Origin of the sequence: Hominimerdicola alba (assembly GCF_900109655.1) — a bacterium.
In the GTDB taxonomy this organism is placed as follows: Bacteria; Bacillota; Clostridia; order Oscillospirales; family Ruminococcaceae; genus Hominimerdicola; species Hominimerdicola alba_B.
In genome coordinates this window covers 112,774-129,682 of sequence record NZ_FOAT01000002.1, presented here as the reverse complement: position 1 = coordinate 129,682, position 16,909 = coordinate 112,774, and the positions used below count along the sequence as shown (strand labels likewise).

Sequence of the window (16,909 nt, the reverse complement as noted above, 5' to 3'; positions counted from 1 at the left end):
TTGTTATTTTTTTGTCAATCACATATTTCACTATCTTTTTTAAACTTTTTTTTAACGTTCTGCAATTCGCATAGTCCTATTTTGCAGGGTTTCCACCAACACACAACTATTCCGACTTTTCGCGATATATGCAGACTTTTCAGCCATAATACGTCTCCGATATATTATTCCCCGACTTCCCTGCTTTATGACTGTGTCATCTCGCAGAAATGAGCAATTTCGGTATATCCACGGCTTCTGTCCCATCAGCGCTTGTTTGTATTTCACAAATTTTTAAAAATTTGGTGACAAATCGAAAAATACATGTTATAATAGTAGCCGAAATTGAATTTTTAAGGAGTATCATTATATGAAGATAAAGACAATCCCTTTCATTCTTGCCGCCGCTATGCTGACAGCTTCCTGCGGCAAGCTGATGGATACCAGCAAGAAGCCCGAGGCTGACACAGAGACGAATCCTGCCGTAAGCACCGAAGCACAGGAAGAGGGCAAGACCTCCGGTGATACCGCGGGAGATACCATACCCGCAGATGAGAACTCAGCCGCTGTAAGTGCCCCCGAAGAAGATCCTGCCGATGAGAACAAGACAGGTAAAACCGTCGTTCATCTTGCATGCGCAGGGGACAACCTTATCCACGATAATATCTATGTCGAAGCACAGCAGGAGGACGGAAGCTACGATTTTTCAAAGTGCTACGCTCCCTGCAAAAAGCTTATAGAGGGTACGGACGTTGCGATACTCAATCAGGAGACCCTTGTAAATGATGCTTTTGAGCCCTCGACCTTTCCCATGTTCTCCACACCTACCGAGGTCGGTGATGCTGTATTGGATTTCGGGTTCAATGTCATTTCAATGTCGAACAATCATGTGCTGGATAAGTTCTCAGACGGGCTGATATCCTCTCTTGATTACTGGGACAGCAAAGGTGTTGTGCATTACGGCGCTTACCGCGACGAAGATGATTCGGAAAACATCAGGACCATGGAAGTCAACGGGATCAAATTCGCATTTCTGGGCTACATGGAACACACCAACGGCATATTCCTAGGTGACGGCGACGCCGGAAAGGTGGTATACCTCAGCGATGAGGAGACCGTCAAGCGCCAGATAATGGAAGCCGATAATATGGCTGATGTTGTGGTGGTATCCTGCCACTACGGCACCGAGGTCCTCAATGACCTGAACGATATGCAGCTGAAGCTCACACCTAAGCTGGTGGAATGGGGTGCTGACCTTATCATAGGCACTCAGGCACACGCTCTTTCAACCTGCACCTATCTTGATAAACCCGATGGCGGTCAGGCTTTCTGCTACTACGGTCTGGGCAATTTCTTCTCCACCATGTTCGATGGTGACAACCCCGACGGTCAGTTCGGCAGATCGATAATCGGCATATTCGGCAAGCTGGACGTAGTAAAAGACTACGACAACGGCGGTGCCATATCTTTCGAGAACGTAAAGGCTATTCCCGTGATATCCCATTACGAGGGTGAAAGCTGGGATTCGATGTGGTTCAACTGCGCTGTGTACCCCTACGGCGATTACACCGATGATATGCTTTACCGCCACATGATGTATCAGCGTGCAGGCGTAAACAGGAACGTCCTGCAGAACTACATCAACTATATCCCCGAAGAATTTCTGGCATACGAATAAATGATACAGTGAACAGCGAAGTCCCCGACTAACCGCTGTTCGCTTTTTTTGCCCCAAACAAGGGCAGTTGATTTCATAAAAGCGCAAAGGCACTTCTGTCAATATTCCGACAGAAGTGCCTTATTCTTGCTGCGTATTACCTCCGCAATACCGATATTAGTTTGCAAGACCGGACTTTTCGATACCTTCTACGAAGTATCTCTGCAGGAATACATACATTACCAGTATAGGGGTTATTGAAAGCAGACAGCCTGCTTCCAGCCAAACGATTATCTGACGAACAGATACTGACTGATTGTTGAACAGGGTCTTTGCAAGGGTGGTATTCAGGTTCTTCAGCATCAGTGCAACGGTGTCGTTGTTGGTGAAGAAAGAACTCGATACATAGTAGTCGTTCCAGTACCATACGATGGAGAAAAGGAATACTGTCAGGAAGGACTGCCTTGCGTTAGGTATCATAATCTTTACATAGGTGTAAAGAGGTGAACAGCCGTCCAGATAAGCTGCGTCTTCAAGCTCCTTGGGCAGTCCTCTGAAGAACTGACGGAAGATGAAGATGAACAGACCTGCTCTAATGCCATTTGCAAACAGTGCAGGCAGATACATTGTCCAGCCGTAGTTTATAAGTTTGGTCGATTTGCCGAGAGTAAGTATCTTAGCAACGATCTTAGGGGGATACGCATACTGCATATACAGAGGTATCGTTGTGATCTGCGGCGGAACGATTATCATCATAACAACTATTCCGAACAGGAAATTCTTGCCCTTGAACTTGAATCTTGCGAAACCATAGCCTGTTATTGAACAGGTCGCTACCTGAAGAACAGAAGATACCAGATTCAGGATTATTGTGTTGATCAGTGTCTTATCGAACTTCATTACCTTCCAGGTATCCTTGATGTTCTGCATGGTAAAGTTCTTGGGTATCCAGATGATAGAAGGATCGTTCATCTGTTCATTTGGTCTGAATGCTGTTGAAAGCATAAATATCAGAGGATAGAGTATGACAAAGCACAGACCGAAGAGTATCAGAAATCTGAATACAGGCCAGACAGCGCCGATGACTTTCTGCCTTTTGTTGTACTTTATCTGATCGGGAGTAAGGAATTTTTCAAGACCTATCTCCTTCATTCGCTTCTCACGAGCTTTAATAGCAGCCTTACGTTCTTTTTCAAACTGCTTTTCTTCTTTTTTAGTTGCCACTTCTATCCCCCCTTTACTCAACTTCGTAGTAGATGACCTTGTTAAGGATAGCAACTATGATACCCAGGCAAACACCTATTATAGCGAAGTATGCCCAAGCCATCGCAGCTGAATATCCGTGCTGCCAGTTGGTCGACTTGTTCAGAACTATGGTCATTACCTTATTTCCGGGGTCAACGAAAGAGTCAACTACCGTATAAACAACGCATGCGAGTATCATAGGGCTTATGGTGGGGAGAGTTATCTTCCAGAAGAATTCCCATGAAGTAGCGCCCTCCATCTGAGCTGCTTCCTTGGAAGCAGGCGAGATGCCCTGAAGTGCCGCGAGTATCAGAAGTATCTGTATACCCGAGTTCCAAACCAGATTGAAGATATCTGTTGTCAGCGAATTTATTATGTTTGAAAGCTTGTCGCTGATATTGTAGATGCCCAGGAAGTTAAGGAGCTGATCTACAAGGTTAGCTTCAAACATCGTGCTGAACTGCTCGGAGCCGCCCGAGTAGCCGCCTGTGCTCATGTTGCCGTTGATGATATCCATTACAGGGCCGGTAGCTATGATAACAGGCAGGAAGAATACCGCTCTTGCGAAAGTTCTTCCCTTGAACTTCTGGTTCAGCACCAGTGCGATGAATATCGAGAAAATAATGATCAGAGGAGTTCTCAGCGCAGTGTTTTTCAGCATATCCACCAGCGCAAGAGTGTAGTCCTGATCTTTACGGAAGGCATTGACATAGTTCTTCATGCCTATCCACTTCATACCCATTCCGCCGACCTTAACCTCTGTTTCGTTGAAGGAGTAGATAAGGGACATGATAAGAGGTGCGATGAAGAAATATATAGTGCCTATCGCCCAGAGACCTATAAAGCCGTAGCCGTAAAGTCCCTTTCTTTTCTCATAGGAAAGAACGTGCTTTTTCTGCTTTGCGGGAGACGCATTTTCGGAAGTCTGAACTGCTTTGGTTTTTTCTTTGCTCATTATTTCAAACCTCCTTCAATACAGTTATCTATGTTGACGTTCTGGCCGTCAACGGTCGCGGTAGCGTTCTTCTTATCGATCTCTACCACAACATCGGCATTGCCTTCCTTTGAATAGGTGGTCGTGAGAACATTTCCGTCGCCGCTTATCTCGTACTTGCTGATAGTGTAGTCGGAAACACCGCCGATAATGTTCTTTGCAGCCTTGTACTGGCTTGCTGCCGCAGCTGTCCAGCCCTTGTAATTGGTATAATACAGGTCGTTGTACTCGGTATCCTGGAGCACATCGCTGTCAGCATAGGTGAAGTCGTAGTGTATCTGAGAGCCCGAAGCAAGAGCCAGCATAAAGGTCTCATCGGTGTTGGAGCTCTTGTTGATAGCACTTGAAGCGTAAGGCACATAGCCGTGGATGACCATCTGATAGAACGGGATATCGAAATCAGTGATATCGTATCCGCTGGAAGAAACAGGCACGCCCGATACAGTGGAAACATAAGGCAGTATATAAGCATTAGCCTCATCAGCCAGGATAGCACCCATATTGCTGTTAGCATTCTTGTACTCGTCCACAAGTACATTCATGGTCTTGTCTCTGCAATAGGTATCCTTTCTGGTGTAATCTCCCACCAGTCTTGAAGACAGATAACCGAAGCCTATCCTGTCGAGACCTTCCTTCTGATAACTGCTTATCATCTCTTCAAAGGTCTTTGAATACTTGCTGGGTGAAAGCAGCGCAGGAGCAACGCCCTTCTTTGCAACGCCGAATGACAGGCTGTAAGAGGACTGTCTTGAATAAGCGTTGGAGATCCTTATGGCAGTGCTCGTCAGTGTCCAGTATCCGCCGGAAGATTTATCCATAGTAAAGTTGTTCATGGATGGGAATACCTGAACGTTGTCAGTGTTGATAAATTCGGTGAAATCACTTTTTCCGCCCAGTGTGCCCGAGGGCTTTGCCTTAGTGGAGATATTATCCTTTATAGCGGCATTTGTCCAGTCATTGTAATTGACAGTGAAGCTGTTAACGCCCTTGCCCTTGAGTTCCTTAACTATCTCGCCTGCCTGATCGAAGCCTGTTATCTCGGTCTTGAGATTGAAAGGCAGACCCAGTATGGAAGTTCTCTTCAGTACGCCGCCGTAGAGATCCATATAAAGCTTGTTGCTGAGAGAGGACTGCTTTTTCAGACCTTTCTCATTAATAAGATAGTTTCTGTATACCTCAGCACAGTCAGCATAGTTTACAGTACCGCCGTCCTTGCTAGTAACCGGATAGTAGTGTACACCGAAACGCTCGGTCTTGATATCGCCCTTTTCAAATACGTTCAGCTTGTTGGCACTGTCGCCGCTCATAAAGAACGCATCGGAAGAACGTGTTTCAAACTCAAAGTAGCAGCTGTTGTATACCTGTTTGTTCTGACCGCTCACCTGAGCCCTTGCGTATACGTTAGCATCACCGTCTGTAGCCACCGCAACGATGCCGTTGCTGCCGTTTACCGTGGAAAGCACGGGCAGATAAGCCTGCTCGGTAACTCTCGGAGCCTGCAGAGGAACCATGGTGTAATCTCTGCCGTATACCTGCTGAACGTAATCGGGATAAGTACCCTTGCCGTTGTTGTAGTTTATGACAGCACCGCTGCCGTCAGGGATTATCATATAGCCTTCCGTAGGATTGCCGTTGCAGTCCACAGCAGGAGCTGCTGCAAAGTAAGGACAAAGCTGAAGCTTGGTAAGTATCTTGCCGTCAACCTGAGAAGTGTTCTTCTCTTCGACCTCGGAAGAATTAACGTAAACGTACAGACTGTCCTCGCAAAGCTCGTAATGAACTTTCAGCTTAACGCCCTCGGAACTGAAATTGTACTCGATAACAGCACCCTTGTCATTGGTAGTCCACTTGGGCTTTGCCTTATTGGAATAGATAGGCGCCGCGGACTCTGTCCTCTTTTCCTGTCTCAGGTCACCGACCTTGATAGCGCAGCTTGATGCGATCTGCTTTCTCAGCGCTTTCTTCATCATGTTGCCCTTTTCAACATCGACTACCTGATCCTCGGAAAATACGTTTATAGGAGAAGTCCACCAGTAAGCGCCGCTGCTCTTTACATAAAGACCGAGTCTTTCGTTATCTTCGTCACCGTAGAGAATGAAATTGTCGTTCTCGCAGAGCTTTTGAGCCATAGATGCAGCCTGCTCGTCGGATATCTTTTCGGGGAGATCATCCTCAGCTCCCGAAGTATCCTCATCTGCAGCTGCGGTCTCATCGACCGCCGCAGTTTCCTCCACCGCGGCGGTATCCTCTTCAGCATCAGCCGAAGTAACGGCCATAGAACCCAGAGGCATCAGCATAGTAAGGCACAAACCAAAGACAATCGCTTTTTTATAACTTTTATTATGCATTTTAACACCACCGTTTCTAATTAGCCTCGGATCCTATACGCGATCTCAGTATAGATCTGATAGATGAATACGTAAACCTGCTGGAACAGAGAGAGCAGAAGTATTGCCAGGAACAGTATCAGCAGCATTGCTGCGATCGTCAGCAGCATGGATATCAGGGTCTTGCCGAAGGAATACTGATGGCAGGCTCTCATTGCCTGTATCATAAGTACTATTGACCAGCCCATTCCCAGATAGTACAGTGCAGCGATCCAGATGACCTCTTCCTGTACCAGAAAGTTCGAGAGAAGTACTCGTATAAGTGTGCATGCTATGTAAGGCACCAGCGAGTAAGCGGAGTATATACAGATCTTTCTGAAAGTACCCTCGCCCTCCAGCAGCGTACATATGGACCAGTTTCCGATGCACCATGTAATGTAGTATACCACCGACTGAACTATCAGCGGAACGACATTGAAGATCTTTACGTAGTTGTTGTTGAACTGGAAGCCTGTCAGCTGTCTGTCAGCCACCATTGCAACAAACAGCAAGAAAACTATTACCATTGAGATCCTTACAGATCCCTGCTTTTTCCATCTCAGATCCTCAAAGCCTTCAACAGGGTGGAAGATACAGTGCTTTAACCAGCCTATGGGTGTAAATTCATACATGACTTATCTTCCCTCCTTCTTCTTTGGTATCAATTTACCGAGCTTGCCCTTGATGATATAGATATTTCTCTTGTGCAGCTTGGAAAGTACGATCAGCCATACTACCAGCACCGCGATAACGGTGACGATAATATTGAAGTTCTTCTCAATGAACTCGTTTCTTGCGTACTTGAATGCTCTGTCATAAGATCTCTGAGCATAAGCAGTCTCAAAGTAATCCAGAGCCTTCTGGTACTCGCCCTCGTTCAGTGCAGCCTTGCCGAGACCCATATACGCCATAGGATAGCCACCGTCTCTTGCGAGAACGTTCTCCCAGATGGGCTTTGCCTCTGAATATCTGCCCTGATCGTAAAGCTCGATAGCCTCATGCATCAGCGAACCGAATGTGGTCTCGGAGTAGATGGTTATATCATTCTTCGAACCGTCGAGTACGTAGATGTTATTGTTGTAAGCTTCCACCGCATTGGGGTTCGAGAAGCTTCCGCGCTGATCGTTGGTAGAGTTCTTTGTACCGAAGATACAAAGCAGCTCAGCATTTCTGTCGTACTGGAAAACACGTCCTGTGGAGAAGTCCAGCACGTTTATCAGACCGTTGTCGGATATACAGATATCCGTAAGTCTGGTAGAATAAGTCTGGTTCGCAGTAGCATCGTACTCCGAAGCCATATCACCGAAGATGTAGGTATCACCGGTGGAGTTGTTCCAGATGTTGTAGCCTGCGGGGTTCAGCTTCTTAACAGCGTCCGTAGTTGCATTTGCAGCCTCGGTAACGGTGTATATGAAACCGCCGTCGTCGATATCGAAGTTTGCATACTCAACAGGTACGTTTCTCTGCATACCCGAGATCTGCTCGTTTGAAGCGAACTTTCTCCAGAGTTTCTGAGCGATAACGGCAGCCGTTACCTCAACTCTGTTGGCACCGAAGTATCCCTGGAACTTGCCCGACTTTGTGAACTGCACCGCACCCTGGTTTACAGAGGTACAAACCGCATAAACGTTCTCAGCCTTATCTGCTACTACCTTTGAGGGGTTGAAAGTCTCAACGGTGTAGAGGTCTGTCTCGGGTCTTGTGTATTCCATCACAAGCTGGAGTTCCTTCTCGGATTCTACCGAAGCCTTGACAACTCTTGAATTTTCATAATCTGCAATGTATATGTAAAGCTTGCCGTCAAGCACGCTGCGCTTTACATAAATTCCCGAGGGAGCGGCGAAATTCTTACCGTCTGAAGCACCTGTATAAGCGCCCACCAGTTTCAGATCTTCGTCCAGTCTGAGGATACGGTTATTATCGGTATCCGCTATCCAGAACTGCTTCAGCTCGGGATCAAAGTACATATCCTTTGAATTTGCAAGCCTTGCGGAAGCCTTTTCGCTGATGAACAGCGGATCTTCCGGATCTGAAAGCCTGCTAAGTCCCATATCAAATCCTGTAACAGCCTTATCGATACGGTAAGCATTCTGCGAAGGTATCGGGTCGCCCCAGAAATCATATATGTAGGACTTGTAGGGTTCTGCTGCGTAAGAATTCAGCGTCATCGACATTGCAGCGACGGCAGCCAGTCCTGCGCAGAGAATCTTTTTAAAAGAATTTTTTATTCTCAACACTACTTATCACCTTTTTCCTTTTCTAGTTCTCATGTCGGATACCTATTAATCCTTCATACCGGAATTCGCCATGGTCTCCATTACGTTGCCCTGTGCAACCAGGAATACCATCAGCGGAGGAATGAGAAGTACAACGCTCGAAGCGAAGGTAACGCCCTGACGGGCAAGACCTGCCGCAGAGATCTGCTGTACAACAGTAGGTAGTGTTTTGAGTTCTTCCGAATATATCAGAGCACCGCCCTGCATATTCCATGCGCCCTGGAATGCGAAGATTATCAGGGTCATCAGTGCGGGCTTTGAGTTGGGAACGACGATCTGCCAGCATATCCTGAACAGGCTTGCGCCGTCAACCTTTGCAGCCTCTACCATAGCATCGTGTATCGTGGACATTGACTGTCTCATCAGGTACAGACCGATAGATGTGGAGATGCTGGGGAGTATCAGTGCCCAGTAGGTATCTATCATTCTCAGCTTAGCCATTACCATGAACTGCATGATCCATGTTGCGTTTGAAGCGAACAGCAGCGCAAGTACTATGACCTGGTTGATGAATCTGTCACCGGGGAAACGGCACTTTGAAAGTACGAATGCCGCGCAGCAGCAAACAAAGAGGTTCGCGCCGCAGATAACGATGGTGATGAAGAAGCTGTTGAAGATATATCTGGAAAGCGGCACCTGCCATGAGTTAGCCGCAACTCTGAACATATCCGAGAAGTTCCTTCCCGTGGGATTGATAACGTAAAGCTTCGGCGGGAACACGAAGAGTTCCTCAACAGGCTTTAACGACTGTATCACCGAATAGTACAGCGGGAATACCATGAATGCACCCAGAAGCACCAAAAATATGAATATGCAGACATCGCCCGCTCTTGAGCCGTTGATAGACTTTTTCTTATCAGAGACTTTGAGCTTCTCGATAGACTGCTTCTTTTTCTTTCTTCCAGCCATTTGAAATATTCCCCCCTTTTAATCAATATACTTGCCGAGTATCCAGTTGACACCCTTGTTGGCAAGAAGCATCGCAGCGAAGAGCACGAAACATATCGCTGACGAATAGCCCATCTCATAACGTACCCAGCCGTAGTCAGTAGCGTGGTTCATTATGGTATGTGCCGCGTAGTCGGTGGAAGGCAGACCTACCAGGTTCTGACCTACCATACCAACAGTGAACGAAGTGGATATCTGCATAACAGCAGCGAACAGAAGCTGAGGTCCCATAGAGGGGATAGTGATCTTGAAGAGCTCCTGCCATCTGTTCTTGATACCCTCGATAGCGCCCGCCTCGTACATGGACTTATCTATGTTCTGGAAGCCTGCGCGTATCGCAAGGAAGCCTGCACCCATGGACATCCACAGCTGAACGATGATAACTACCGTCAGAATGTACTTGGTGTCGGTTATCCACTGTGCGGGGGATTTCAGTATGCCCAGATCCATCAGCACAGCGTTCAGGTAACCGTAGGAGTCGCCCGAAAGGATCAGCTGCCAGGTAACATATACCGATGTTGTCATGGAAGGAGCATAGAATACGAATGTAAAGAATGTTTTCAGGAACGGGTTCATCTCGTTTATCAGCCACGCGATAAGGAAGCTGAGAACGTAGGAGAAAGGTCCTGTGAATATCGCGAATATCAGAGTATTTCTTATCGCGATAAGGAACACATCGTCATTTACGAACAGCGTATAGAAGTTTGAAAGACCTACCCACTTGGGCATCTGTATCATGTTGAAGTTCGTGAAGCCCATAGGCAGCGACATTATAACAGGCACTACCGTAAAGGTGATGAAGAATATCATGAAAGGAATGAGCATGATATAGCAGCCTTTGTTGGCTTTTACCATGTGCCAGGTATAAGCCCATCTGCCCTGTTTGTTCATAGGGCCTTGAGTGTTTTTAGCCATAACACAGCACTCTCCTTTCCTTAGTCTAATCCGAGATCTGCGCGCTTACGTGTGATCTCATCGTTGATATCCTTGTTGTACCAGAACAGGGTATCTCTTGCATTTTCGTTTTCATTAACAACTTTTCTGAATGCGTTCATTACGTTTCTCGTTACGCCGTAGGAAGCGGGGATGATCGGTATCTCTACCTGAGTGTTCATCTGATCCAGAAGCAGATCTGCTTCCTTGGTGGTCCATGAAAGACCTCTCAGGGCTTCCTGGTTAGCAGTAGAGTAACGTCCCATAGGTCCCAGTACGGATTCGATGTTGTTGCCGTACTTGGTCTGAGTCTCGGTGCTGGTGAACCACTTGATGAAGTCCCAAGCAGCTTCCTTATCGGGAGCCTTATTGAAGATAACGCAGCCGGTGCTCTCGGAGTTAGCGGTATGATTGATATTGCCGTTTTCATCCTTTGTACCGGGAACAGCTCTGAAGCTCCAGCAGCCCTTTATCTCGGGAGCGGTAGCTGTCAGCTGATTGTAGAATGAATAGTCGTTTACCAGTACCGGCATATCACCCTGTCTGAATCTTGTCAGCGCATCATACTGCTGCTGGAAGCTGTATGTGGTATAGAACTTTGTCCAGGTATCGAAAGCTTCGATAGCAGGCTGTTCGCTGAATGTAGTCTTTGTCTGATCCTCGTTGTAGTAGTTAAGACCTTTCTGGAGAAGCATCATAGCGAATGTGCTTCCGTTTTCGGTAACGGCTGATACCAGCGTAACGCCCGCGGTAGCAGTAGCGGGAAGTCTCAGACCTACTTCAAGGTAGTTTCTCTGGAGAGTGGGCAGGCAGTTGATAAGGCTGTCCCATGTGGCCAGATCTGTATCGGGATCGATATCGTACTGTTCCAGAATATCCGATCTGTAGAACAGCATCGGGAAGTTCTGTGTACACGGCAGACCGTAAACGCCGCCGTCGTAGGTGTACAGCGTCATGATATCCGGAGCGAACCGCTTGGTGACCTCTTGGTAGTCACTGAATTGTGTCAGGTCTACCAGCGTATCTCTTACCGCCAGCTGAATGGGGTAGTCACCGCCCAGGAAGAGCGCCATGTCAGGACCCTTGCCCGAGAAAGTAGCCTCGGTAATACCGCCTTGTACCAGCTTGAGGTTTATCTTGTTATCGGAATTTGCATTATAGTCGCTGTCGATAAGTTCCTTGATAACTACCGCATTATCACGTCCGAGAGTTACCCAGCACTCCTGTGCGGTGGCATCTTCATCATCCGAAAGTGAGTTGTAGTCCTCAAAGAATGAACCTATAAAGGACTGGAAACCATGTCCGACAGTTCCGAAGAAAGTCTGCTCACAATCGGAGAAAGCCACATCATCCGAGCAAAGTTCAAGCTTATCAACTTCAAGGGGCTGCATTCTGTAAGTATTGATAAAGGTCGATACCGCAGTTATGTTATCCTTGATCTGTCCCATCATCTCGGGGATTATATCAGGCTTCTTCACGCATTTGTCAAGTACTATTGCCATTTTTTCAAGAGTTTCGGCTTCTGTTCCGCCCGAACCCGAAAGCTTCTCGATCTTTTTCTTCTCATCTCTGAGGAGCTCTGCATTATTCTCAAAATCACCGATGATAGAAGGTATAGCAACATCTATCATGTAGTTGTTGTACTCATCGGGAGAAGGTCCTGTGATCTGTCTTATCTGACGATAGTAGCTGTTGATATCGAAAACAACATCATCAAGCGCACCCATTATCTCGCCTATCTCACCGGGAACAGCTTCCAGTGTGAGGGTGTTTGAACCCGCTTCAAGGAAGTAGTACATGGTATCGCCGGACTTATCGGTAGGTGTAACAACGTTCCAGTCAGTATCGTAGTAGAACTTGATCTGATCAGATTCCTTGTTGGGAACAACGCCGTTTATGTACAGCCTTCTGTTGGAGTACATACCTCTCATCTGATCCTGTCTGCTGAATATACCTATTTTATAGTATCCTGCCTGAGGCACATTGAATTCCCAGGTAGCAGCCTGTGTTGACTGGTTCCAGTTTCCGCCGCCGCCAATGGTGTTGTACCTGGTTTTGGTAGGGCTGTAATCCTTGGCACTGGAAGTCATATAAGATGTCTTGTCAGATGTAGGATACAGTGTCTTTGATGACTTGTAGCTGGCGGTCTCGCCCTCCAGCACTATCTTCTGTCCCGAAGACTGGCTTATCTGTGAAGAGGAAGGAGCGCTGTACGCCTCAGGCTCTTCATAATTGTATACCTTTATATCACCTATCACGAACTGTGCCTTGTCAGAATCAAGGGTAAGCACGTGCTTGCCTGCTGACATATAGAACTGCAGAGGCTCATTGTACAGGCCGTCAACATCTGCCAGAGGCTTGTCCATCTGCCATGTGGGATATTCTATCTGTCCTGGACGCATATCATTTCCCTTAGCATCCTCACCGATATCACCGTCATTGATCCACACCTTGTCAAGAGTGATACGCTGAGCTGTACCGTAGGGGCTCTCGCCGTCTATGAGCAGAGAGAACTCGATATCATTTGTTGTTCCTGCCAGAGCGTAATAGGACATCTTCAGGTTGTACATACCATCCTGAGGGATAACCACCTCATAGGATACAGAACCCTGCTGATTTGACCAGATGAATACGTCATCCACGCCCTCAAAGCTCGTTTCGGCGCCCATTATAAGATCAGCACTAACCGAATCAGGCAAATAATCCGAACCCTTGATCACGATCTCATCGATCTTGGGTCTTGCGGTACCCTCATATTTTTTCAGATACTTGCTGTAAGAGTTCTGACGGATACTGTCTGTGCCTGTCAAAGCCTCAGAGCTTTCATCGGCAGTGCCTAGAGAGTCATTTGTTTCTGCAAAAGCCGTCGGAACAAAGCAGCTTACACTCAGCGATAGCGCCAAAGCAGAACAAACAACACGCCTAAACATTGTGTTTTTCACTATTAGATCCACCCTTTCTAAAAATAATGCTGTGAAAAAAACCTGAGATCCTCACTGCACCGACGCATAGTCATTTAAACTGTAAAGAGATCCCATCTATCCTTAGTCTGCAAAGCAGACCGAATATACTAACTGTCTTCCGAGGGGAAAAGTATTATACCGCCCCGTTCTTCGTCAAGCTCCACCCTGACCTTGCCGCCGCCCTTTATTCCCAGCGACTGCATATAGTCCTTAGGAAGCTGTAATCTGCCCGATCTGTCCAGCACAGCCAGTTCCTCATGTGTAGCCTCTTCCTCCGTGATGACCTCGCCCATTTCGTCAAGGTCTTCCCTGTACGATCTTTTCCTGATTATCTCCGAGCTTGTTCTGCCGTCCCTTATCGCAACAACTCTGTCGATATGGTCAGCCAGCTTAAGGTCGTGGGTGACTATCACCACCGTGACCCCCTCGCTCCTGTTCAGCTCCTTGAATATATCAAGTATCATCGCCGAGGTCTTTGTATCCACCGAACCCGTAGGTTCGTCCGCCAGCAGAAGCTTCGGGTCATTCACCATAGCTATTGCGATAGCCACCCTCTGCTGCTCGCCGCCCGACATCTGATCGAGCCTGCTGTTTTTCCGCTTTTCGAGCCCTACCTTTTTAAGGAGCTCCAGCGCCCTTTCACGCCTGCCTTTTCTGCCTTTCAGCAGCATGGGAAGTTCCACATTCTGCACCGCAGTAAGGTAAGGCACAAGGTTTCTCGCATTGTTCTGCCACACAAAGCCCACGGTGTCCCGCTTGTACTCCATGTAGTCCTTATCCGTGAATTTCAGCAGATTCTTGCCGTCCACCGTCAGGCTTCCCGCCGAGGGTCTGTCAAGTCCCCCAAGCATATTCAGCAGAGTTGATTTACCGCTGCCCGAATTGCCCACGATAGCCATCAGCTCACCCTTTTTCACATCAAGGTCGAGCCCTTGCAGCGCCACCGCTTCCACATCGGATGTTTTATAGATTTTTACAAGATTCTCACATCTTATCATGTACTCATCATCGGCTGACTTTATAATAGTATCATCACTCAACTATCTCACCGTCCTCCAATGTGTACACCTTATCTGCCACGTCCATCATGCTGGGGTCGTGGGTAGTCATTATGATAGTCATATTCTGCTTGGCAACAAGCTCCTTGAAAAGCTTGACGATATGCAGAGCGGTATTGGTATCCAGCTCCGCAGTAGGCTCATCGGCGAATATCAGCCGCGGCTCATGGGCTATCGCCCTTGCTATCGCAACTCTCTGCTGTTCGCCGCCCGACATCTCGCCCGGTCTGTGACCCATCCTCTTATCAAGTCCCACCGCCGCAAGACATTCTCTTGTGCGTGCGTCGCGCTTGTCATAAGGGTATTTTGCCAGCCTCAGCCCGAAGCTGACATTTTCAAATGCGGTCATTCCCGACATCAGCGCCACCGACTGAAAAACAAAAGCCATATCATGCCGCCTGAGGTCATCTCTTGCGCCCTCCGAAAGCCTTGTGATATCCTTTCCGTCGAACAGCACCTTGCCTTTGGTAGGTCGGTCAAGCGCCCCAAGAATGTTTATAAGCGTAGTCTTGCCGCTTCCCGAGCGTCCTCTCAGCACTGTGAGCTTGCCCTTTTCTATCTCGATATTGACATTTTTCAATGCAGAAACTATACTGCCGTCGCCGATCTTGAAGTCACGGTAAAGCTCCTCTGTTCTGAGTATAACGTCCATGGGGCTCTCCCTCCCTTCCGCAGCTTTGTACAGATCAATTATTGTTGTTGATTTGTGCAATTTTCACATCTTGTGATATATTAATTTTTGTCCATACAACATACAGTATTTGCTGTACAATGTGTTCAAAAATATTAGTCAAGTGAAGTGCACTATGCCACACGATTTATCAAAATTAGCCAAAATGGCATACTATACTATCATTTATTATAACAATTAACCGACATTTTGTCAAGCGCCAGAAAACGTTTACGCAACCTTAAATTTAAGCTATAACTGCGCTTTCGCCCTACTGCACAATAGCAAGTCGCAATTTTTATGCAATTTGCAGTATTTTTTCGCAATTTTTGCATTGTTGTAACGTTTTCATATTTGCAATTCACAATATATTTCCAAAAATCTTTGTGTAAAATCACAACAAGTTTTCAAACTCTGTTATGCACAAAATAATTATGTTAATTTAGTTAAAATTTCATAATTTTAAATACACAAAAAACCGGGCTGCCTATCCGACAGCCCGGTTCGTGATTACTATACGTTTTTACGCATTATCAGAGCTTTTTCTTGCCCTTGATAGCCGCAGCCAGTATGGTGACATCAGAAATATTGATTTTTCCGTCGCCGTTAACATCTGCCTTTGAGGTATTGCTGAGGCGCTTTTTGCCCTTTACGTGTGCCGCTAACTTGGTGAGATCTGTCACGGTCAGCTTACCGTCGCCATTAACATCGCCCTTGACTTTGCTTGTGGAAGCTATCACCTCATATGACAGACCGTATTCCTTGGCGTACTTTTCAGCTGCAGATCCGCTGTATACTCTCATCTTGAAGCCCTTTATCTTGCCGTCACCGTAAAATCCCAGCGCTCTGTCGGTAATCTTTGTGACGCTTTTCGGGATAGTAACGGTACCCATAGCCACACAGCCGTAGAATGCGTTATACCATATAGTCTGCAGACCGTTCGGAAGCTGTACATTTCTAAGGCTTGTGCATCCGTTGAAAGCGTCGAGGTCTATCTCTTTCAGCTTTGAAGGGAACTTGACCGTTGTAAGACCTACACAATCGATGAAAGTATTGGATTCTATCTCGGTGATACCGTCAGGCAGAGAAATGCTCTTCAATCTGGCGCAGAGGTAAAAACCGTTTCCGCCTATCTTTGTAAGAGTGGAAGGCAGTGATATGCTTTCAAGGGACTTGCACTTTGCAAATGCGTGAACACCCAGCTCTTTCACGCCGTAAGGCACAGTAACCGTCCTGAGAGAAGCGCACTCATCAAACGCATAGTCGGGTATCTTCTTCAGGCCATTGCTTATGGTGAGATTGCTGAGCGATGTACATCCGGCAAAAGCATTGCCGCCAAGAGAAGTAACGCTGTTAGGCATAACAACAGAACCAAGTGACAGGCAGTTCTCAAAAGCCTCGTCCTTGATCTCTTTCAGACCGTTGGGCAGATTTATGCTCTTCAGTTTGCTACAATAGAAAAATGCACAGGTACCAATGCTCTTTATCGTGCTCGGCAGAGTAACGCTTGTTACCGAATGATTGCCGTCAAAAGCATACTTTCCTATGCTTACAACAGTCTTTCCGCCTATGTTGGAAGGCACCGAAACGCTGGAAGCACTGCCGTTATAAGCGGTTATCTCAATGGTGTTGTCACCGAATACTGTGTATTCGTAATCTCCGGAGGTCTGTGCCGCACTTGCAGTGATAGCTGTATCTGCAAATATCGGAGCAGTAGTACAAACGGTACCGCTTAGCACCATTATCAGCGCACAAAGCCCTGTTGCTGCTTTTTTCAGTTTCATAAAACCACTCTCTTTCCTTTTCTCGGTTAAAATTAA

At 46.9% G+C, this 16,909-nt stretch carries 12 protein-coding genes; 1 reads left to right on the top strand and 11 read right to left on the bottom strand.

Annotation, left to right across the window (positions count from 1 at the left end; all coding sequences use genetic code 11):
• Nucleotides 1–349 precede the first annotated feature (349 nt).
• Entirely contained in the window at nt 350–1,657 is a 1,308-nt protein-coding gene (locus BMY75_RS02660) for a CapA family protein (RefSeq protein WP_074829324.1), read from the top strand.
• 156 nt (nt 1,658–1,813) lie between these two features.
• On the opposite strand, the gene BMY75_RS02655 is transcribed toward BMY75_RS02660, so the two are convergent.
• From BMY75_RS02655 to BMY75_RS02605, 11 genes are all read right to left on the bottom strand, one after another.
• Complete coding sequence (locus BMY75_RS02655; RefSeq protein WP_074829321.1) at nt 1,814–2,860, bottom strand: carbohydrate ABC transporter permease; 1,047 nt, start codon at nt 2,858–2,860, stop codon at nt 1,814–1,816.
• A gap of 13 nt (nt 2,861–2,873) precedes the next feature.
• Nucleotides 2,874–3,836 (bottom strand): carbohydrate ABC transporter permease, encoded by a 963-nt coding sequence (locus tag BMY75_RS02650; protein WP_074829318.1) that lies wholly within the window; start codon nt 3,834–3,836, stop codon nt 2,874–2,876.
• Nucleotides 3,836–6,223 (bottom strand): DUF5696 domain-containing protein, encoded by a 2,388-nt coding sequence (locus tag BMY75_RS02645; protein ID WP_074829316.1) that lies wholly within the window; start codon nt 6,221–6,223, stop codon nt 3,836–3,838. Before BMY75_RS02645 ends, BMY75_RS02650 begins: the two co-directional genes overlap by 1 nt.
• 20 nt (nt 6,224–6,243) lie before the next feature.
• Nucleotides 6,244–6,873, bottom strand: a complete 630-nt coding sequence (locus BMY75_RS02640) for a Yip1 family protein (protein WP_074829315.1) — start codon at nt 6,871–6,873, stop codon at nt 6,244–6,246.
• Between the two features lie 3 nt (nt 6,874–6,876).
• Nucleotides 6,877–8,475, bottom strand: coding sequence for a tetratricopeptide repeat protein (locus BMY75_RS02635; RefSeq protein WP_074829312.1), 1,599 nt, complete (start codon nt 8,473–8,475; stop codon nt 6,877–6,879).
• A 48-nt stretch (nt 8,476–8,523) separates the two neighbouring features.
• Nucleotides 8,524–9,426: a carbohydrate ABC transporter permease gene (locus tag BMY75_RS02630; protein ID WP_074829309.1), complete on the bottom strand. Its 903-nt coding sequence runs from the start codon at nt 9,424–9,426 to the stop codon at nt 8,524–8,526.
• 18 nt (nt 9,427–9,444) lie between these two features.
• Complete coding sequence (locus BMY75_RS02625; protein WP_074829307.1) at nt 9,445–10,380, bottom strand: carbohydrate ABC transporter permease; 936 nt, start codon at nt 10,378–10,380, stop codon at nt 9,445–9,447.
• A 20-nt stretch (nt 10,381–10,400) separates the two neighbouring features.
• Nucleotides 10,401–13,340 (bottom strand): extracellular solute-binding protein, encoded by a 2,940-nt coding sequence (locus tag BMY75_RS02620; RefSeq protein ID WP_081350427.1) that lies wholly within the window; start codon nt 13,338–13,340, stop codon nt 10,401–10,403.
• A 128-nt stretch (nt 13,341–13,468) separates the two neighbouring features.
• Complete coding sequence (locus tag BMY75_RS02615; RefSeq protein WP_074830168.1) at nt 13,469–14,359, bottom strand: ATP-binding cassette domain-containing protein; 891 nt, start codon at nt 14,357–14,359, stop codon at nt 13,469–13,471.
• Between the two features lie 34 nt (nt 14,360–14,393).
• Entirely contained in the window at nt 14,394–15,071 is a 678-nt protein-coding gene (locus BMY75_RS02610; RefSeq protein ID WP_074829304.1) for an ABC transporter ATP-binding protein, read from the bottom strand.
• A 551-nt stretch (nt 15,072–15,622) separates the two neighbouring features.
• On the bottom strand, nt 15,623–16,873 hold the full coding sequence (locus BMY75_RS02605) for a leucine-rich repeat protein (RefSeq protein WP_074829301.1): 1,251 nt from the start codon (nt 16,871–16,873) through the stop codon (nt 15,623–15,625).
• Nucleotides 16,874–16,909: the final 36 nt, after the last annotated feature.

Excerpts from the sequence above, each read along its gene's own strand:
- BMY75_RS02640 (WP_074829315.1), bottom strand. The coding sequence starts at position 6,873 with ATGTATGAATTTACACCCATAGGCTGGTTAAAGCACTGTATCTTCCAC.
- BMY75_RS02610 (WP_074829304.1), bottom strand. The coding sequence starts at position 15,071 with ATGGACGTTATACTCAGAACAGAGGAGCTTTACCGTGACTTCAAGATC.
- BMY75_RS02645 (WP_074829316.1), bottom strand. The coding sequence starts at position 6,223 with ATGCATAATAAAAGTTATAAAAAAGCGATTGTCTTTGGTTTGTGCCTT.
- BMY75_RS02605 (WP_074829301.1), bottom strand. The coding sequence starts at position 16,873 with ATGAAACTGAAAAAAGCAGCAACAGGGCTTTGTGCGCTGATAATGGTG.
- BMY75_RS02630 (WP_074829309.1), bottom strand. The coding sequence starts at position 9,426 with ATGGCTGGAAGAAAGAAAAAGAAGCAGTCTATCGAGAAGCTCAAAGTC.
- BMY75_RS02650 (WP_074829318.1), bottom strand. The coding sequence starts at position 3,836 with ATGAGCAAAGAAAAAACCAAAGCAGTTCAGACTTCCGAAAATGCGTCT.
- BMY75_RS02615 (WP_074830168.1), bottom strand. The coding sequence starts at position 14,359 with ATGATAAGATGTGAGAATCTTGTAAAAATCTATAAAACATCCGATGTG.
- BMY75_RS02625 (WP_074829307.1), bottom strand. The coding sequence starts at position 10,380 with ATGGCTAAAAACACTCAAGGCCCTATGAACAAACAGGGCAGATGGGCT.
- BMY75_RS02660 (WP_074829324.1), top strand. The coding sequence starts at position 350 with ATGAAGATAAAGACAATCCCTTTCATTCTTGCCGCCGCTATGCTGACA.